Source organism: Saccharopolyspora sp. NPDC000995, from assembly GCF_053599315.1.
In genome coordinates, this window is sequence record NZ_JBSFLZ010000003.1 from 24,175 (window position 1) to 41,484 (window position 17,310).

General features: G+C 67.5%; 14 protein-coding genes. 4 read left to right on the forward strand and 10 right to left on the reverse strand.

Features of this window, described 5'->3' with window-relative positions; genetic code table 11:
- The first annotated feature begins 61 nt into the window (after positions 1-61).
- A complete protein-coding gene (locus ACWDKQ_RS02080; RefSeq protein ID WP_450136920.1) occupies positions 62-328 on the forward strand; it encodes a hypothetical protein in 267 nt (88 codons plus the stop codon).
- A gap of 3 nt (positions 329-331) precedes the next feature.
- Positions 332-1,492 carry a hypothetical protein gene (locus ACWDKQ_RS02085; RefSeq protein WP_450136921.1) on the forward strand — a complete coding sequence of 387 codons (1,161 nt, stop codon included), beginning with the start codon at positions 332-334 and terminating at the stop codon, positions 1,490-1,492.
- A gap of 98 nt (positions 1,493-1,590) precedes the next feature.
- Here ACWDKQ_RS02085 and ACWDKQ_RS02090 read toward each other — a convergent pair whose 3' ends face one another.
- From ACWDKQ_RS02090 to ACWDKQ_RS02105, 4 genes are all read right to left on the reverse strand, one after another.
- The gene (locus ACWDKQ_RS02090) at positions 1,591-2,382 is read right to left on the reverse strand and encodes a tetratricopeptide repeat protein (protein WP_450137016.1); all 792 of its coding nucleotides are present in this window, start codon (positions 2,380-2,382) and stop codon (positions 1,591-1,593) included.
- Between the two features lie 488 nt (positions 2,383-2,870).
- The gene (locus ACWDKQ_RS02095) at positions 2,871-3,668 is read right to left on the reverse strand and encodes a hypothetical protein (RefSeq protein WP_450136922.1); all 798 of its coding nucleotides are present in this window, start codon (positions 3,666-3,668) and stop codon (positions 2,871-2,873) included.
- 176 nt (positions 3,669-3,844) lie between these two features.
- Positions 3,845-4,042 carry a DUF397 domain-containing protein gene (locus ACWDKQ_RS02100; protein WP_450136923.1) on the reverse strand — a complete coding sequence of 66 codons (198 nt, stop codon included), beginning with the start codon at positions 4,040-4,042 and terminating at the stop codon, positions 3,845-3,847.
- A gap of 23 nt (positions 4,043-4,065) precedes the next feature.
- The gene (locus tag ACWDKQ_RS02105; RefSeq protein ID WP_450136924.1) at positions 4,066-4,908 is read right to left on the reverse strand and encodes a helix-turn-helix domain-containing protein; all 843 of its coding nucleotides are present in this window, start codon (positions 4,906-4,908) and stop codon (positions 4,066-4,068) included.
- A 136-nt stretch (positions 4,909-5,044) separates the two neighbouring features.
- On the opposite strand from ACWDKQ_RS02105, the gene ACWDKQ_RS02110 reads away from it, so the two are divergent.
- Together ACWDKQ_RS02110 and ACWDKQ_RS02115 are read left to right on the forward strand one after the other, a co-directional pair.
- Positions 5,045-5,266: a zinc finger protein gene (locus tag ACWDKQ_RS02110; protein ID WP_450136925.1), complete on the forward strand. Its 222-nt coding sequence runs from the start codon at positions 5,045-5,047 to the stop codon at positions 5,264-5,266.
- Positions 5,267-5,306: 40 nt separating this feature from the next.
- A complete protein-coding gene (locus ACWDKQ_RS02115) occupies positions 5,307-5,513 on the forward strand; it encodes a hypothetical protein (protein ID WP_450136926.1) in 207 nt (68 codons plus the stop codon).
- A 325-nt stretch (positions 5,514-5,838) separates the two neighbouring features.
- Here the strand turns inward: ACWDKQ_RS02115 and ACWDKQ_RS02120 are convergent, their stop codons facing one another.
- The 6 genes from ACWDKQ_RS02120 to ACWDKQ_RS02145 form a co-directional block, all read right to left on the reverse strand.
- Complete coding sequence (locus ACWDKQ_RS02120) at positions 5,839-6,480, reverse strand: hypothetical protein (protein ID WP_450136927.1); 642 nt, start codon at positions 6,478-6,480, stop codon at positions 5,839-5,841.
- Positions 6,473-6,904 carry an acyl-CoA thioesterase gene (locus tag ACWDKQ_RS02125; RefSeq protein ID WP_450136928.1) on the reverse strand — a complete coding sequence of 144 codons (432 nt, stop codon included), beginning with the start codon at positions 6,902-6,904 and terminating at the stop codon, positions 6,473-6,475. The genes ACWDKQ_RS02120 and ACWDKQ_RS02125 overlap by 8 nt, the downstream gene beginning before the upstream one ends.
- A 64-nt stretch (positions 6,905-6,968) precedes the next feature.
- On the reverse strand, positions 6,969-11,939 hold the full coding sequence (locus ACWDKQ_RS02130) for an NAD-glutamate dehydrogenase (RefSeq protein ID WP_450136929.1): 4,971 nt from the start codon (positions 11,937-11,939) through the stop codon (positions 6,969-6,971).
- A 305-nt stretch (positions 11,940-12,244) separates the two neighbouring features.
- Complete coding sequence (locus tag ACWDKQ_RS02135; RefSeq protein WP_450136930.1) at positions 12,245-15,073, reverse strand: hypothetical protein; 2,829 nt, start codon at positions 15,071-15,073, stop codon at positions 12,245-12,247.
- A gap of 107 nt (positions 15,074-15,180) precedes the next feature.
- Positions 15,181-16,857, reverse strand: coding sequence for an energy-dependent translational throttle protein EttA (gene ettA, locus ACWDKQ_RS02140; protein ID WP_450136931.1), 1,677 nt, complete (start codon positions 16,855-16,857; stop codon positions 15,181-15,183).
- A gap of 141 nt (positions 16,858-16,998) precedes the next feature.
- Positions 16,999-17,181, reverse strand: coding sequence for a hypothetical protein (locus ACWDKQ_RS02145; protein WP_450136932.1), 183 nt, complete (start codon positions 17,179-17,181; stop codon positions 16,999-17,001).
- Positions 17,182-17,310: the final 129 nt, after the last annotated feature.

The following is a 17,310-nucleotide window of genomic DNA, read 5'->3' on the forward strand; positions in this document are numbered from 1 at the left end:
CAGCCGCGCGCCGGAAGTCGTTGCGTTGACAAATGGCGTCGCCCATCCGGAGGTGATCTTGATGAGTTTCCGGCACCGGCCCGACGACGCACCGGACGCAGTCGGAATCCCACCCGCCCTCGGCAAAGCCATGGCCAGCTACCGGTCGCTACTCGACGAGTTGGAGGATGGCAGCATCGATGACGCGACCTTCCGCCGCCGCGCTCTCGGCGTCGGGCTAATCGTGCGTGAGCACGACGCCTGGATCCTGGATCTCTCGACCGAACGGTGGTGGCGCTACGACGGCGTTGCGCTGTCGAGCCTGCGGTTCCGGGAAGTCGAGGGCTGAGCGGTGCCGGCCCCGACCGACCCGGCGATTCTCCGGGAACGCCTCGACGGCCTCGCCGACCTGCTCCGCGACGCGGAACCGAGCCCGTCCGGGCTGGGCGATCCTCTCTCGACGAGTCCGCTCCCGGTGGCCGCTCTGCAGGACCATCTGGGCAACGCGACGAGTTGGCTCGGCCGGGTTTGCGCTGCTGTCGCGCGGGAGGGCGCGGCGGTGCGGCGGTGGCTGGTGAGCGAGCCGCTGGGCTCGCCCATCCCGCCCCAGGAGCCGACGTCCCTGCCCCTGCGGAAGCAGTTCCGCCTTTCGCTGGCGACGGCGGCGCTTGGTGCCGGCATCGCCACGGCCGCCTACACGTTGACGGCGCCGCTCGCGGATCCCTTCTTTGGCCTGATCCCGCCGGGCATCTTCAGCCGGCTCCCGCCGTTCGCCGAGAACACGGCGCCCGCGCCGGTAGGCGAGGCGCCCGTGCCCCTGCCCCTGCTCAACACCAACCCGCCTCACGACGTGGTGGTCCCCGGGTTGCCGCTCGTGGCGAGGGCTCCGGGGCCACCCCAACCACCTCCTCCGCCGCCAAGCACGGCTGCTGCCCCGGCTCCGCCAGAGACGGGGGCTTCGGACGGGAAGGCGGGTTCGCCGGACATCAGCACCGGTCGGCAGGACTCGACCGGGCCTGGCGCGGCGCCGCTCCAGCTCTCGGGCGCCGCCGGGCAGCAGGGCGGTGTTGCTCCGGCGAAGCTGGCCGCCCCGCCACCTGGCCCACCACCGGAGATCTCCGGCGGACCGATCAAGGAGCCAGCCGCTTCCCCGCAATCCACACCGACTCACCAACCAACGCACAACACGCCGCCCGATCTGCCGACGCCGACCACGACGCACCACCAACCACCGCAGAACACGGCACCCGATCTGCCGACGCCGACCACGACGCACCACCAACCACCGCAGAACACGCCGCCCGATCTGCCGACGAGAACCACGACTCACGAGCCGACGCGAAGCACGACGGCCGACCCACCGACGCAGACCGCGGCGACTCACCAACCGACGCGAACGCCGGAACCCACGCCGACCACGACGGCGACGGAACCCACTACTGATCCCGCGACGCCCACTCACGTCCCCACCACGACCGCGCCGACCGACACCACGGATCGCGGCACGTCCTGAGCTCGCGTCCGGCGCCGCCACTGGTCGCGCCCCGACGGCCACCTCAACGCAGTTGCCGTTACGAATCCAATTCTTGTCGCACAGCATCGGCTTCGGCATCATTGAGGTCCTCGAAGACCGTGAGTGCTTTGTTCCAAGTGAGTGCGGGCCTGCTCGTGGTCACCGGCAGCGCGCAAGGCATTGCCCAACCCCCGGAGGCTCTGTCCTTCGCCTCGCCGATACCCGATTCCTCGACGTATTCGAAGTGCTTCTCGGTACATGGTCACTGCCGCAGCCGGATCGCCCGAGGCAAGGTTCAGCTCACCGAGCTCGTTCAAGACGTACGACTCCCCATACACTTCGCCGACTTCTCGGTAGAGGTCCAACGCATCCTTGAAGTAAGAGCGCGCTTTCTCGCGTTCGCGTAGGCCCGCATACGCTACGCCGAGGCACCCATTTCCGTAACCTCGACCGTTGAGATCCCCGACCTTTTCCTGCAACTCAAGGCCTCGTTCGGCCATTTCCAGTGCTGCGTCGTACCGGTTAAGTCGACTGCTCGATTCACTGCCGATCAAAAGGGACATTGCGGCATGATAGCGATCACCGGCCCGTTCGAAGAGCTCACGTGCCAACTCGCTGTGGTACACCACCTTTTCGTGCTGCTTCGCTTCGAAATAAGCAATTGCGAGGCCATGCAACAGCTGCGCCTCAGCCTGTCGGTCCCCAAGTTCATGCACGGCCTCCAACGCCAGCTCGAAATTCCTGATCCACTCTGCCAGGTACCCGCGAAGCCGAAAGAAGTAGAACATTGTGAACGCCAAGCTCCACGCGTGGATCCGGAAACCTCGCCGGTGTGCCTGCCTGATGCCGGCAGTTAGATTCGCGTACTCCTCATCCCACCAGCCGAGCATTCGATCTTCATCGTCGAGGGTGCTTCCAGTCACCTCCGAAGGAGGCAGTGCAGGAACGAACTTGCGCGAGTGTCCGACTAGATGACGGTCGATCGCATTGCTTGTGCGAAGGTAGTGGTCAAGAAGTCGACGGATGGCGGCCTCGCGGTCCGGCGCAGCTTCGTCTACGGCTGCGCACTCGGCAGCGTAGGCGCGGAGCAAGTCGTGGAATCTGTAGCGGCCTGGTTCGTGCTGGTCGAGAAGACTGGCATGCGACAGTTCAGCAAGCAAGGCACGAGTTTCGCGCTGTGAGCGTCCAGCCAGACCCGCTGCGGCCGCGAGGCTGATGTCCGGCCCGGTCGGCAGGCCGAGCAGACGGAAAAGACGGGCCGCCTCGGTTGAAAGCGAGCGGTAGGACCAGGAGAAAACCGAGCGCAGGCCTGTTACCCCGCCTGCATCCAAGGCATCGAGTCGCTCCCGCTCGTCCTGCAACTGCGAGACTAGTTCGATCAGTGGAAAGCTCGGATTCTCGCCTGCTCGGGCCGCAACAATGCCGAGGGCAAGAGGAAGCCCGGCGCAGTGCCGGATGAGCTCCCGCACCGCCTCGTGCTCTTCTGCCACCCGCTGATCGCCGAGGTAGCAAGCCAGTAGCAGCTCCGCTTCGTCCATGTTAGTACGTCCAATGAGATACGACTCGCGCCTTCTCGAACGACCAACTCGTGCAACCGGTTCCGGCTGGTAATCAGCGCCAAGCAGCTTGGGCTGCCAGGCAGCAGCGGCCGGACCTGCTCGGCTGTGCGGGCATTGTCGAGCAGGATAAGCATCTGCTTGCCGTGCACCAGACTGCGAAACAGCCCTGCACGAGCGTCCAATTCCTGAGGCATCCGCTCTGTTGGAACCCCCAAGGCGATCAAGAAACTACCCAATGCATCGGCGGCTTCTAATGGCTCGGCGATCGGGTCGAAGCCCCGTAGGTTCACGTAGAGGTCGCCGTCCGGGAACCGATCCCTCACGCGGTGCGCCCAGTGCACGGCCAACGTCGACTTACCTACTCCTGCGACCCCATCAACCGTCGAGATCAGTACGAACCCGTCACTGGTCGCGCCACCGAGTAACGTCGTGAGCGCGTCTTGCTCCACCGCCCGATTTACGAAATAGCGAGCAGCGACCGGCAATTGTCGCGGGATCAGTTCTTCTTCGTGCGCATGGTGGAAGTGCACGTCGCCGTGAATCTGACCGGCTTGCACGCTGTGTCCACCAATCTGGGCTGCCGACTCGTTGTGCACTCCATCACGCACGTTCACCAATCCCCAAACCTTTGATCGACGTGGCCCGAGTGTCAGATACCGCTTCAAGCCCGCTACCGCCGATGAGCATGCCATTCTCACGGTTGCTGCAGGGGCGCGGCGAGAGCGGGTGACGAGTGAGGGGTGCCTTGACCGGCATATCGGTCAAGGCACCCCTCACACATCAGACCAGCGCTTCAGAGCTCGTAGTGGGCGGACTTCGCAGCAGCCATGAAGCCCCGCCACTGACGTGCTGGCACGATAAGGACGCCACCGGCCCGGTCCTTCGTGTCCCGCACCCAGGTCCAGTCAGCCCCCACGGCCACCTCGACGCAGTTGCCGTTACCGCCGCTATAGCTACTCGTGATCCAACGCACCTCAGCTAAGTCAGCCACTGACATGGCTTTCCCTCTCCCGATCAGTCATGCACCAGCGACTCGATGAACCTCACCGATTCAGGAGGCGACAGCGCGACTTCCCGCAGGTTCTCCGCTGCCATGCTATATCCGCGCATCCGCTCTTGATCGTGAATGTAGACGGCGTCGTCTTGGAGTTCGACATACCCGACCGAGTGCGCATGGTCGAAGCCAAGGATCGCGAAGGCACCGGTAAACCCACTGTGGATGCCGTCTTCAGGGCGCAAGACCTGCAACTCGACATTCGGCAACGCCGCCAAACGAATCAAGTGCCGGTACTGCTCTTGCAGGATGGCAGGGTCACCGACATCAAGGCGAAGCGCTGCTTCTCCGACGACAACAGCAAGCTCCAGCGGCTCCGAATCTGTCAGCACAGCCGCCCTGGCCTGCCGGAAGGCGACGAACCGGTCGACATGATCTGGCCGTACCCGAGGCGTGGCCGACGTGACAGCGTGTGCATACGCTTCCGCCTGCAACAACCCTGGAACGAACACCGGCTCGTAAAGAAACTCGCGCGCGGCTTGGCCTTCCAAACCAACGAACGGCTGAAACCAGGTTGCCGTGACATCACTCCAGGGCGCCCACCATGCGCGCTGATCGGCCCGCTCCGCTAGCTCCGTGAGTCTTTCGACCACACCTTCGGGCGCACCGTAGTACTTCAGCAGGGCCACCACTTCGTCGGGCTGCTGTCGATTCCGCCCGCTTTCCAAATGGTTGATCTTTCCTGGGGTACAGCCGATTGCCTCCGCCGCAGCAACGGCGGTTTGGTTCGCCAGCTGCCGATAGTGCCGAAGCTCAACACCGATGAGCCACCGTTGAGCTGCCGGGTCCGTCCACTGCGCCACGGCTCAACCCCTTCCACGAGAACACCAACAGTCTGCATGGCGCTACTCAGAGCAACTACACCTGATCGAAGTATAGACATCAGTAAATTCCTACGTGGATTATTAATAGGTCAGTTGATCGACGGAAGGAGTCGGGATGTTGCCTGGTGGCGCGAAAATCGGGCGGTGGCAGCCGGTCAGCGGTGGTCGGCACGCCTTCGATTCGGCAGCGCGGAAGGCCATGCCGGGGCTGGTCGTCAACGCCTTGTGCGGCGTTGAGGTCAGCACCGACGAACTGCAGCGGATCGCGCCGGAGATCGCCTGGATACGCGAGAGCACCTGCATGGCGTGCTGGCAGGTCCTCGCATCGCGCCAGTAGCGCTCAACCACAACCGGATTCGACAGCGACGGAAATCCCCATGTTCTGGCTCCAGGTCGCGACGCTCGTGCTGATCAACGTCATCATCTTCGGCATGGTCTTCTCGTGCTTACCGCAAGCACGGCACAGCGGCAGCCGTGAAGGCGATTACACGGTCTGGCACCTGATCGCCGAGATCGAGGCGGAACGTCAAGCGGCGCAAGAAGAATCCCGCATCGGACGACATCGCCTGCGCGAGCCGACCTGACGCCCGACCCGAAACCGGATCGCATTCCTGAACCACGTCTGGCACCCGACCCCGCTCCGCGGGTGCCAGACCGCCAGGGTGGGCCGGGCAGTCCCCTCCCCCCTGCCCGGCCCACCTCCCCATCCTCAGATCCGCAAGCTCACCGGGGCATACATGGTGCGATCACTGCGCCACCTTCAGCGCCTCACCACACTCGCCCACACCTGGTCGTAGTCCTCGCTGATATCGACGACAATCACGCCGTCGCCCGCGTCGAAAATCGCGGAGCAGATCCGGGCGGCCCTGCCGCTCTCGCTGATGGCACTCGCCGCTGCTCGGCCGACGGTCAGATCAGCAGCGGGAGCAGGGCGTGGCGGCGGCGGACCACCGCGCCGTAGCGGGAGTCGAGGCGTAGCCAGGCGTCCGTCGCGCTCACCCGGACGATCTCCGACTCCGCCGGCTTGGGCACCAGGAAACCCATGCCGGACAACACGAACAGGCAGCGCAGCGGAACCTTCACCTCGAAACCGGAACCGCTGACCGTGAAGACTTCCTGATCCATCAGGGACGCCGGTGGTGTCCCCTTTGGACCGACGTGGTCCTTGGCCACGTCGATGCCGCGCTCCGCGACCTCCCCGACGAGCTTCGCCGGCAGGTCGTCCACCCTGTGCCAGCCCTCGACCGGCGGCAGTTCGCAACGCCACATCAGATCCCGCGGCGGTCCGGGGTCCATCACCGGGGCACCCGCCACCGTCAACGTGGCCAGCAGCTCGTTGCCGGACACCGTCACGTCGGACGGCTCGACCTCGCCCTCGACCGACCTGGTGGACAGCGCGTCGAACGGCGTCGCCGCCCACACGTCGACGCGGCCTGCGCCAGGCCTGTTGCGCAAGCGCACCAGCGCCTGGCCGTCCAGCCGCACCGCGCGGGCCACGAACGCTCCGAGGTCCTCGCGCTCGACCGGGTCGGGCATCCGCAGCTCAGGCACGGCCCAACCCCGACTTCGCCGGTTCGACCTGCCGCTCCGCGAGGAAGTCCCGCTCCTCCGAGGTCAGCCGCCGCGGCCGCCCCGCCCGCAGGTCATAGGGCACCATCAGGGTTTCCGCGGTGGCCACCGCCTCCTGCACGTAGGCCGTGTAGTCGATGATGAACGACGCGGCCTTCAGCTCCCGCACCGACATCCGCACCTGAAGCGACCTCGCCTGGTACAGCAGCGGACTGTGGTAGTCGATCACGACCCGGGCGACCACCATGCCCTCCGTCAACCCGAGCAGGCCCTGCCGTTGCGCCTCGGTGAACAGCAACTCGGCCCGCGCCTCCTCCAGCAACGTGATCGTCCTGGCATGGTTGACGTGGCCGAACGCGTCCATGTCGGACCAACGCAGGGCCACCTTGGCTACGAACGCGCCCACTGGCGAGCTTCCTTTCTGCCGTTCGGGTGGCCTGCGGCCGGCACGACCGCAGGCCACCCGACATTCACCGGACCATGCTGCGCAGCTGACGGGCCGCCACCGACAGCGTGGCCAGATCCAGCCGACCGGAGTTCTTGATCTGCTCCAACGACGAGTTGGACCGCGCCAGTCGCGACTCGTTGGTCGACTCCCAACGAGCGATCTTCTCCTCCGGACTGTCCTCCGGATCGCTGGTCCGCAGGACGTCGATGGTGATCGCGCGCAGCGACGCGTAGAAATCATCCCGCAACGCCAACCGGGCCAGCGAGTGCCACCGGTTCCCGCGCTCCAGCTCGTTGACCGCCAGCAGCATCCGCTCGACGTCGAGGTGCTCCGCGAGCGAGTAGTACAGGTCCGCGCTTTCCCGCGGGCTGCGCTCTGCCGCGACCCCCGCGTCGCGTTCCGCGAGCTCGGCGATCTCCCGGATGTCCAGCAGCGCGAACGAATCCAGCTGCACGCCGACACGTTCCGCCAGGTCCTCCGGGACGCCAGCCGCCTCCCAGCGGTCGATCATCTCGGTGGCGCCTTCGGCCGCCCGGCCGCGAAGCAGGCCGCGGACCGAGTCGGACAGCTCCGCCACCACTGGCTGGAACCGGCTGATCTCAGCACCGATCGCCAGGGGCTGCGGCCGGTTCGTCAGCATCCAGCGCGCCGCTCGGTCCAGCAGTCGGCGGCTTTCCAGCACCAGTTCGTCGGCCACCGAACTCGGAATCGAACCACCCAGCGCGTCGATCTGCGCCCACAGCTCGCGCAGCCCGAAAACATTGGTGACCACCGCGAACGCCCGAACCGCGTCGGTCGTCGAAGCGCTGATCTCCTCCGACAGGCGGTAGGCGTAGGAGATGCCCGCGCCGTCGACCATCTCGTTCACCAGCAGCGTCGTGATGATCTCCCGGCGCAACGGGTGCGCAGCGATCGCGTCGTCGTAGTGCTGCCGCAGCGGCTTCGGGAAGTACTCCGGGAGCCGACTGCTGAACGCCTCGGCGTCCGGCAGGCCGCTGGCCAGCACATCGCGCTTCAGCGACAGCTTGACGTGCGCCATCAGCGTCGCCAGCTCCGGCGAGCTCAGCCCCTCCCCGGCCTTCTCGCGGTCACGGAACTCCTTCGACGTCGGCAACGCCTCCAGCTTGCGGTCCAGCCCCGTGGCCTTCTCCAGGGCGGCCACCTGACGGGCGTGCACTGACACCATCGGGGCGGCGTGCGCCCGCGAGATGCCCAGCACCTCGTTCTGCGAGTGGTTGTCGGCCAGGACCAGCTCGCCGACCTCGTCCGTCATGTCCGCGAGCAGCTCGTTGCGCTGCTCGCCGGTCAACTTCCCGTCGGCCACCAGGTGGTCGAGCAGGATCTTGATGTTGACCTCGTGGTCGGAGCAGTCCACACCGGCGGAGTTGTCCAGCGCATCGGTGTTGACCTTGCCGCTGGCGCGGGCGAACTCGATGCGCCCGAGCTGCGTCAGCCCGAGGTTTCCGCCCTCGCCGACGACCTTCACCCGCAGGTCGGCTCCGTTGACCCGGACCGCGTCGTTGGCCTTGTCGCCGACCTCGGCGTGCGTCTCGGTCACAGCCTTTACGTAGGTGCCGATGCCGCCGTTCCACAACAGGTCGGTCGGGGCCAGCAGGATTTTCTTGATCAGCTCGGCCGGGGCCAGCTTGCGCACCGACTCGTCGATGCCCAGCGCCTGCCGGATCTGCGGGTTCAGCGGGATCGACTTCAGCGACCGCGACCACACGCCACCGCCGGAGCTGATCTTGGTGCGGTCGTAGTCGTCCCAGGTCGACCGCGGCAGCTCGAACAACCTGCGGCGCTCGGCGAAGGACACCGCCGGGTCCGGGACGGGGTCGATGAACACGTGCATGTGGTTGAACGCGGCCACCAGCTTGATGTGCTCGGACAGCAGCATCCCGTTGCCGAAAACGTCCCCGGCCATGTCACCGACGCCGACCACGGTGAAGTCCTCGGACTGGGTGTCCACGTCGAGCTCGCTGAAGTGCCGCTTGACGCTCTCCCACGCGCCCTTCGCGGTGATGCCCATCGCCTTGTGGTCGTAACCCACCGAGCCACCGGAGGCGAACGCGTCGCCCAGCCAGAACCCGTAGGACTTGGCCACGTCGTTGGCGATGTCGGAAAACTTCGCGGTGCCCTTGTCGGCCGCCACCACCAGGTACGTGTCGTCGCCGTCGTGGCGCACCACGTCCCGCGGCGGGGCCACCTCGCCGCCGACCAGGTTGTCGGTCAGGTCCAGCAGCCCGGAGATGAACATCCGGTAGCAGGCGATGCCCTCGTCGAGGGTGGCCTTGCGGTCCACCGCCGGGTCGCCGGTGGGCGTCGGCGGCCGCTTCACCACGAAGCCGCCCTTCGCGCCGACCGGCACGATCACCGCGTTCTTCACCGCCTGCGCCTTGACCAGGCCCAGGATCTCGGTGCGGAAGTCCTCCCGCCGGTCCGACCAGCGCAGACCGCCGCGGGCCACCGAACCGAACCTCAGGTGCACACCCTCCACCCACGGCGAGTACACGAAGATCTCGAACTGCGGGCGCGGCTCCGGCAGCCCCGGGATCTCCCTGGGCTCCAGCTTCAACGCCAGGTAGGAGCGCTCGCGCTGCTCGGCCCCGGCGAAGTAGTTGGTCCGCAGGGTGGCGCGGATCAGGCTCAGGTAGCTGCGCAGGATCCGGTCCGCGTCGAGGCTGGTCACCTCGTCGATCAGCTTGGTGACATCTTCGGTCAGGTCCGCCTCGCGGGACGCCCTGTCGTCCGCGCCCAGCGCCGGGTCGAAGCGCGCCTCGAACAGCCTTACCAGCGTCGTCGTGGTGGTGCGGTGCGCCAGGATCGCGTCCTCGATGTAGTCCTGGCTGTAGGCGATGCCGACCTGCCGCAGATACTTGGCGTAGGCGCGCAGTACCGAGGCCTGCCGCCAGTTCAGCCCGGCGCGCAACACCAGCGCGTTGAACCGGTCGACCTCGGCGTCACCGAGCCAGGCGGCCCGGAAGGCGTCCTCGAAGCGCTCTCGCAGGGTGTCCAGCAGGCCCCCGCTGGTCGCGCTGTCCAGCAAGCTCGGGTCCAGCCGCAGCCCGAAGTCGTAGATCCAGTACTGCTGGTCGGTGTCGCCGACGATCACCTCGTACGGACGCTCGTCAACGACCTCAACGCCCATGCTCTGCAGCACCGGCAGCACCCGGGACAGGGTGACCCGGCCGCCGACGTAGAGCTTGAAGCGGCGCTGGCCCGCGCTGGCGTCGCGCGGCGCGTAGAACGACATCTTCAGGTCGCGGGGACCCGACAGCGACTCCAGCCGCCGCAGGTCCGCCAGGCCCTCGGCTGCTGTGAAGTCCTCCTTGTAGGACTCCGGGAAGCTCGACGCGCAGCTCTGCCCGATCTGGCTGATCGCTTCCGACAGGCTGCGCGTCGCGTGCCCGTCGCGGCCGGCACCAGACTGCTCGGCGTCGACCTCCTCGATCATCTGGTCGTCCCAGGTGTGGATAGCCTCGTCGAGCCGCCGCTGGATGCGCGCCAGGTCCGGCTCGACCTGGTTCTCCGGGTCGGTGTGCACCACGAAGTGCACCCGCGCCAGGGTGGATTCGCCGACCCGCGTGCTGTACTCCAGGCCGGTGCCGTGGAGTTCCTCCAGCAGCACCTCCTGCATCGCCAGCCGCGAACTGGTCGTGTAGCGGTCCCGCGGCAGGTACACCAGGCAGGAGTAGAAGCGGCCGTACGGGTCGCGGCGCAGAAACGGCTTGAGCTTGCGCCGCTCGGCCAGCGCCAGCACGCCGGTGATGGTTTCCTGCAGCGTTTCCGGATCGGTGGAGAACAGCTCGGTGCGTGGATAGTTCTGGATCTCCTCGAGCATCCGCTGGCCCGAGTAGGACTCCATCGGGAACCCGGCGCGGTGGATGATCTCCCGCACCCTGCGCTGGATGAACGGGATGTCGAGCACGTCTTCGTGCAGCGCGGCGGTGTTGAACAGCCCGAGGAACCGGTGTTCCCCGTTGACCTGCCCCGACTCGTCGAAAGTCTTGACACCGACGTAGAACGGGTGCACCGGACGGTGCACTGTGGACGGTGCGCTGGCCTGCGTGAGCACCAGCAGGTCCTTGGACAGCGCGCTGGCCAGGGCGTCCGGCCCTACGGTCAGGCTGCGCGCCGCGACGCTGTCGCTGCGCAGCACGCCCAGCCCGGAGGCCAGCACGGCCTGCAGCGCTGGTTCGGAACCGTCGATCAGCTCGTAGTGCCGGTAGCCGAGGAACGTGAAGTGGCCGTCGGCCAACCAGCGCAGCAGCTCGGCCCCGTTGTGGACGTCCTCGCCCGGCAGCAGCGGCGGAGTCCGCTCCAGCTCGTCGGCTAGCGCCTTGGCGGTGGCGTGCATCCGCTCGGTGTCCTCGACGACCTCGCGCACGTCGTTGAGGACGTCGTTCAAGCCGTGCTGGAGGACGCTCAGCCGCTCTTCGTCGACGACCCGGTCGACCTCGATGAACATCCAGCTCTCGGCGATCGCGTCGGCCGGTGGTTCCGCCGGGTCCTCACCGGGCAGCACTTCCTGCAGCTCGCCGGCCACGTCGCGGCGGACCACGAAGATGGGGTGGACGATGCGCTGCACCTCGGCGCCATCGCGACCGAGCTCGGCGATCACCGAATCCACCAGGTAGGGCATGTCGTCGGTGACGATCTGCACCACCGTCGCCTGGCTCTGCCAGCCGTCATCGATGCGGTCCGGATTGGAGATCTGCACCAGGGGGCGTCCGGCGACGCGCGCCGAGGCGAGCCGGTAGTGCGACCGCAGTGCTCCGACGAGGTCGGTGGGCTCGTCGTCGACGAGCTCCTCGGCGGGCACGTGCCGGTAGTAGGCGCGCAACAGCTCGGCGAGGTCCGGGGCGAGCTCGACCGCTCTGTCCAGGAGGCGGCGCTTGGCCAGTTCGGGGTTCTCGGAGCGCTCGCCGGCCGCGTCATCCCCATCGGCTCGCGGGCGTTCTCCGGTCTTCGACTGTCCGGGGTTCGAGGTCATCTTCAGGCAGCTCCACGCTTGACGGCACCTCATTGTGCCAACAGTTTCCACCTTAAGACTGCCAGTCCAGGGAGCAGGCGGAGGGCGGCAACGCAGTCGAACACGTGAAAAGCGGCACAATGATCGATGTCTTGGACGTTTCAGAAGGACGATCTTGAGTCCGGTTTGCGCCGAACCCGCCAACAACCGCCCCGGAAGGACTGCGGGATCGCCTACACCGCGCGGCCGCTTTCGCGCGGCGCAGCCGGAGATCACGAAGTGCGCATTTGGGCGAATCGGCGGCGCGGTTTCGGCAGAAAAAGCTTTCAGAACAGCGGATCCACCACTGTGGAGTCCATCGCGGCGCGGCGGTGCCGGGCGGCCAAGCCCGAAACTCGATCGTCCGATGTGGACGAATGTGTCGCATGGGAAACCTGGGAACGGCCGTTGATTCCGGACACACGCGCTTCGCTGTGCCGACCGGACGGCGCGGATTCCTCGGCTTCCGGTTGCTCGCGCCGACCGGTCTCGTAGGCCATCAGCGCCTCGGTCAGCAGCTCGGCGAGTCCGATCTTCCCCGGCGGGCCCGCATCCGCTCCCGCCGACTCGGCCGCGGGCTCAGCTGCCGGTGCCGCTTCCCCCGGCTGCCCTGCGGTGGCTAACTCCGCAGCAAGCGGCACTGCGATGGATGGCTCGGCAGCTGGCGGCGCAGCGTCGTCTCCGTCGCCGACGGGTTCCTCCCTTCGACGCCGTTTCACCACCGGGAGATTCGGTTCGGTCGCCCAGTCCTGGCGGTGGCGGCCCAGCACTTCTGCGGCTGGAGTTGGTGGTGCGACCGCAGGTTCGGATGTTACTAGTACGCCGGATGATTCGACCGGTTCAGCCGAATCGGCCGGATCGGCGTGCCGTGCTCGGCGACGGCTTCTGCGCGGCTCCGCGGACAGCTGGAGGCTGGCGCGAATCTCGGCCAGCGATTTGCCGCGCGCCCGGCGTCCGCCCTCGCGCCGCTGCGTCCCTGGCGGAGCCTCCGACACCGAGGTCCGGCTCGCCAGGGTCGCCTCCGCCGGAGCCCCACCCGTTGGTGTCTTGGCTGCCGGTTCGGTTTCGCGGCTGCCGTGCGCCGGTTCGTTCTGCGGTACGTCGTGGACCTGGTAGCTACCCGGCTGTTCGTTGGCGGGGACGTCGTTGCCCGGCAGGTCTCGGCCATACCGCGAATCCCCGTACCGCGAATCCCCGTACCGCGATTCCCGAGAGTGCAGGCCTTCCGGCGACGATTCCTCAGGTCGGGTGCGCGCTGCCGATCCGGTTCCCAGTAGACCTGCCGGTTCGGCCGGGCCGCCGATCACCGGCAGGATCGCCGTGGCGTCTATCACACCGTGATCGTCGTCGGCGGCCGGCGGACGCAGGTGGGGGTCGTCCGCCGCTGCGGCGAGCACCGCCGTGCTGGGCAGCGGCTCGACCGACGGAGCCCCGGCAGGCTGGAACTCCACCGACAGCGGCTGCTGCGACTCGGCGGGCTGGGGTTCGTACGCCACCGGCACCTCGGTGATGGTGTGCTCGGCGTTCTGCGTCTGATCCGGATTCTCCGACGGCCACCAGCTCGCCTGCGCCGTCGCTGCGACCGGTTCGGCGTGCTCCTCGGAAACCCGTTCTTGGCTCGGAAAACCTTGGTCGGCCGGCTCTGCGAAGGCGACCGCCTCGACCTGCGGCACCTGGATCGTCCGGACCTCTTGGGCATCCGCAAGTTCGGCGGCCGCCTGCCAGTCCTGCTGCCCGACCCCGGCCGCCTGCGGCTCCAACGCCGACGAGTCGAACACGACCGTCTGCGACACCGCCTCTTCGGCGACTTCCAGCACCCCGGTGGTCCGGGATTCGGACAGCTCCTGCCGTCGGTGTCCGCCTTCGCGCAGCTCAGCGGTCCGATTGGTGAGCGTCTCCATCAACTGGCGTGCCGCATCGTGCGTTTCCTCGTACCCCGACCGGCGCCTGGACGTCGCCTGCTCCGGCTCGGAAGGCTCGGGAAAGCCCTCCTCAGGAAGGCCCTGTTCGGGTCGCCGAGGTCGTGGCGCCACGGGCTCCGGCTGCTTGCGTTCCGCTGCCCGGGGCCCGACCAGCTCGGGGCCCGACGCCTCCGGGCCGCCCGGTCCTAGCTCGGCTGCTGCGCTCGATCGCCGAGCCACGTCGACATGGCCCGAGTGGGCCGGGTACTCCGCGAGCAACCCGACTCGCGCGTTGTGCACGGTCGCGCGCCAGCGCCGGTCGGCGGAATACGCGCCCCGGAGCGCACGAAGCGCTTCAGGGAACTCCGCGCCGCGTTCGTGCACGTGGGACAGGGTGTTCAGAGTTTCGGCGAGCAGTCCGTCCAGCTTGTGCCGCTCGGAGATCGCCGCGGTGTCGTTCAGCGTCCGCACCGCCGCACCGTGGTTGCCCTCCGGCAGATGCACGCGGGTGGCCATCGCGAGCCCCAACCAGCCGACCGGACCCGCCGCTGCCGCGCGAACCGGCTGCGCAAGCAGGGATTGCGTCGCTTGAACGACCTCCGTGCGGCGCCCCAGTTCCAGCAGCGACAACACCCGCTCCAGCACCAGCCGAGCGCGCATCTCCCCGCTGTCCGCAGCCGGGTCCCCGAGCTGCCCGAGCAGCGCCAGTCCGGCGTCGGCCACCGCGATGGCTTCGTCGAACTCGCCCAGCCTGCGGCGATGCCCCGCACGCGCAGCGCAGACCCGCGCCTTGAGCAGCCGGGCGGTGTCCCGGCCGAGACCGCACGCCTCGTACAGCCGCTCGGCCTCGTCGAGCGCCTCGGAGCGGTCCCCGTCCTGCCCGCGCACGGGCAGCGACGCCGCCAACGCGAGCAGGGCATGCGCCCGCACCTCGGGCTCGGCCCGGTCCTGCTCCAGCACCGGGTTCAGCACGCGAACGGCGACCACGCCGCTGCCCGCGCTGCTGGCGCACCATGCCAGCTCGACCCGTAGCTCCGCCTCGACCTCGGCGTCGCCCGCCGCCTCCGCGTCGCGGACCGCCGCGAGCGCCCGACTGCTGGCCGCGACACTGCGGCCCAGCCGGTTCGAGGCAAACAACGCGAGGGCCTCGGCGCGTAGCCGAATCGCCCGATCACCGGCGCGCCTAGCGAGCGCAACCGCGCGATCACTGAGCACCAATGCCAACTCGGGTACTCGCCACCGCATCTGCCGTGCGGGTTCGAGCAGTCCCTGTGCCGAGCTTGTGTTCGGTGAAGCGGGCACGCTCGCCAAGGCGCCTCCGTTCAGCCCCGGGTCAGTTTTCGGTGCGTCACGCGGTGCGGGCGGGCCGCGTCCGGCCCCAGTCTCTCGAGCTTGTTCTCCTCGTAGCCACCGAAGTTGCCCTCGAACCAGAACCACTTCGCCGGGTCCTCATCGTCGCCCTCCCACGCGAGGATGTGGGTGGCGACGCGGTCCAGGAACCACCGGTCGTGTGAGATCACCACAGCGCAGCCGGGGAACTGTTCGAGCGCGTTCTCCAGCGAGCTCAGCGTCTCCACATCGAGGTCGTTCGTCGGCTCGTCCAGCAGGATCAGGTTGCCACCCTCCTTGAGCGTCAACGCCAGGTTCAGGCGGTTGCGCTCACCACCGGAGAGCACCCCGGCCGGCTTCTGCTGGTCCGGGCCCTTGAACCCGAAGGCGCTGACATAGGCACGCGACGGCATCTCGACCTGGCCGACCTGGATGTAGTCCAGCCCGTCGGACACGACCTGCCAAACGTTCTTGCCCGGGTCGATGTTCGCGCGGTTCTGGTCCACATAGGACAGCTTGACGGTGTCGCCGACCTTGACCGTGCCGGAATCCGGCTGCTCCAGACCCACGATGGTTTTGAACAGCGTCGTCTTGCCGACACCGTTCGGCCCGATCACGCCCACGATGCCGTTGCGCGGCAGCGTGAACGACAGCCCGTCGATGAGGAGGTTGTCGTCGAAGCCCTTCTTCAGGTTCTCGACGTCGACCACGACGTTGCCCAGGCGGGGACCCGGCGGGATCTGGATTTCCTCGAAGTCGAGCTTGCGGGTCTTCTCCGCCTCAGCGGCCATCTCCTCGTAGCGCGACAGACGGGAACGCGACTTGGTCTGGCGGGCCTTGGCGTTGGAGCGGACCCACTCCAGTTCGTCCTTGAGCCGCTTCTGCAGCTTCGCGTCGCGCTTGCCCTGCACGGCCAGCCGCTCGGCCTTCTTCTCCAGATAGGTCGAGTAGTTGCCCTCGTAGGGGAAGGTGCGGCCGCGGTCCAGCTCCAGGATCCAGCCAGCGACGTTGTCCAGGAAGTACCGGTCGTGGGTGACGGCGAGCACGGCGCCCGGGTAGGTGGCGAGGTGCTGTTCCAGCCAGAGCACGCTCTCGGCGTCGAGGTGGTTGGTCGGCTCGTCGAGCAGCAACAGGTCGGGTTTGCTCAGCAGCAGCTTGCAGAGGGCGACCCGGCGGCGCTCGCCGCCGGATAGGTTCTTGACCTCCGCGTCCGGCGGCGGACACCTCAGGGCGTCCATCGCCTGCTCCAGCTGGGAGTCCAGTTCCCACGCGTCGGCGTGGTCCAGGTCTTCCTGGAGCTTGCCCATCTCCTCCATGAGCTCGTCGGAGTAGTCGGTCGCGAGCAGTTCGGCGATCTCGTTGAAGCGGTTGAGCTTCTGCTTGATCTCCCCGACGCCCTCCTCGACATTGCCTAGGACCGTCTTCTCCTCGTTGAGCGGAGGCTCCTGCTGCTGGATGCCGACGGTGTAACCCGGCGTGAGGAACGCTTCACCGTTGTTCGGCTGGTCGAGTCCCGCCATGATGCGCAGCACGGTCGACTTGCCAGCCCCGTTCGGACCGACGACGCCGATCTTGGCGCCGGGGTAGAACTGGATGGTCGCGTTGTCGAGGATGACCTTGTCACCATGCGTCTTGCGCACGTTCTTCATGGTGTAAATGAACTCGGCCATGACATGAATCGTAGTTGCGCCCCGTGTCGGACCGCGCACGCGGTCCCCCCGCCCCTCACCGTAGGCATCGACCTGCCTTGCACCAGCGGTTATCACCTCCTCCAAATCGACGTTGTCGCTGGTCGGCGGCGAAGACCGCGATCAGCCGCCAGGCAGGCAAACCAGCCCGCGGCCACCTCCCGGAGGTGGTCTTGACATGCCGGGCACCCCCGGCGCCGCGCCGCGCGCCAGGTCCAGCCCGATCGCGTTGGCCTCCGACTCGACGACGGTGCGCCACTGCCCGCCCGCGTAATCGCGGGTGCGCAGCCGTCCGGTCGCCACCACCGGATCTCCTTTGCCCAACACACCTGGCGACCCCGTCGGCCAACCACTTCCAGCAGTTCACCGTGGCATAGAGCCGGTCGCCGTCCACCCATTCCCCGGTGTCCCGGTCGAGCCGGCGCGAGGTGGCCA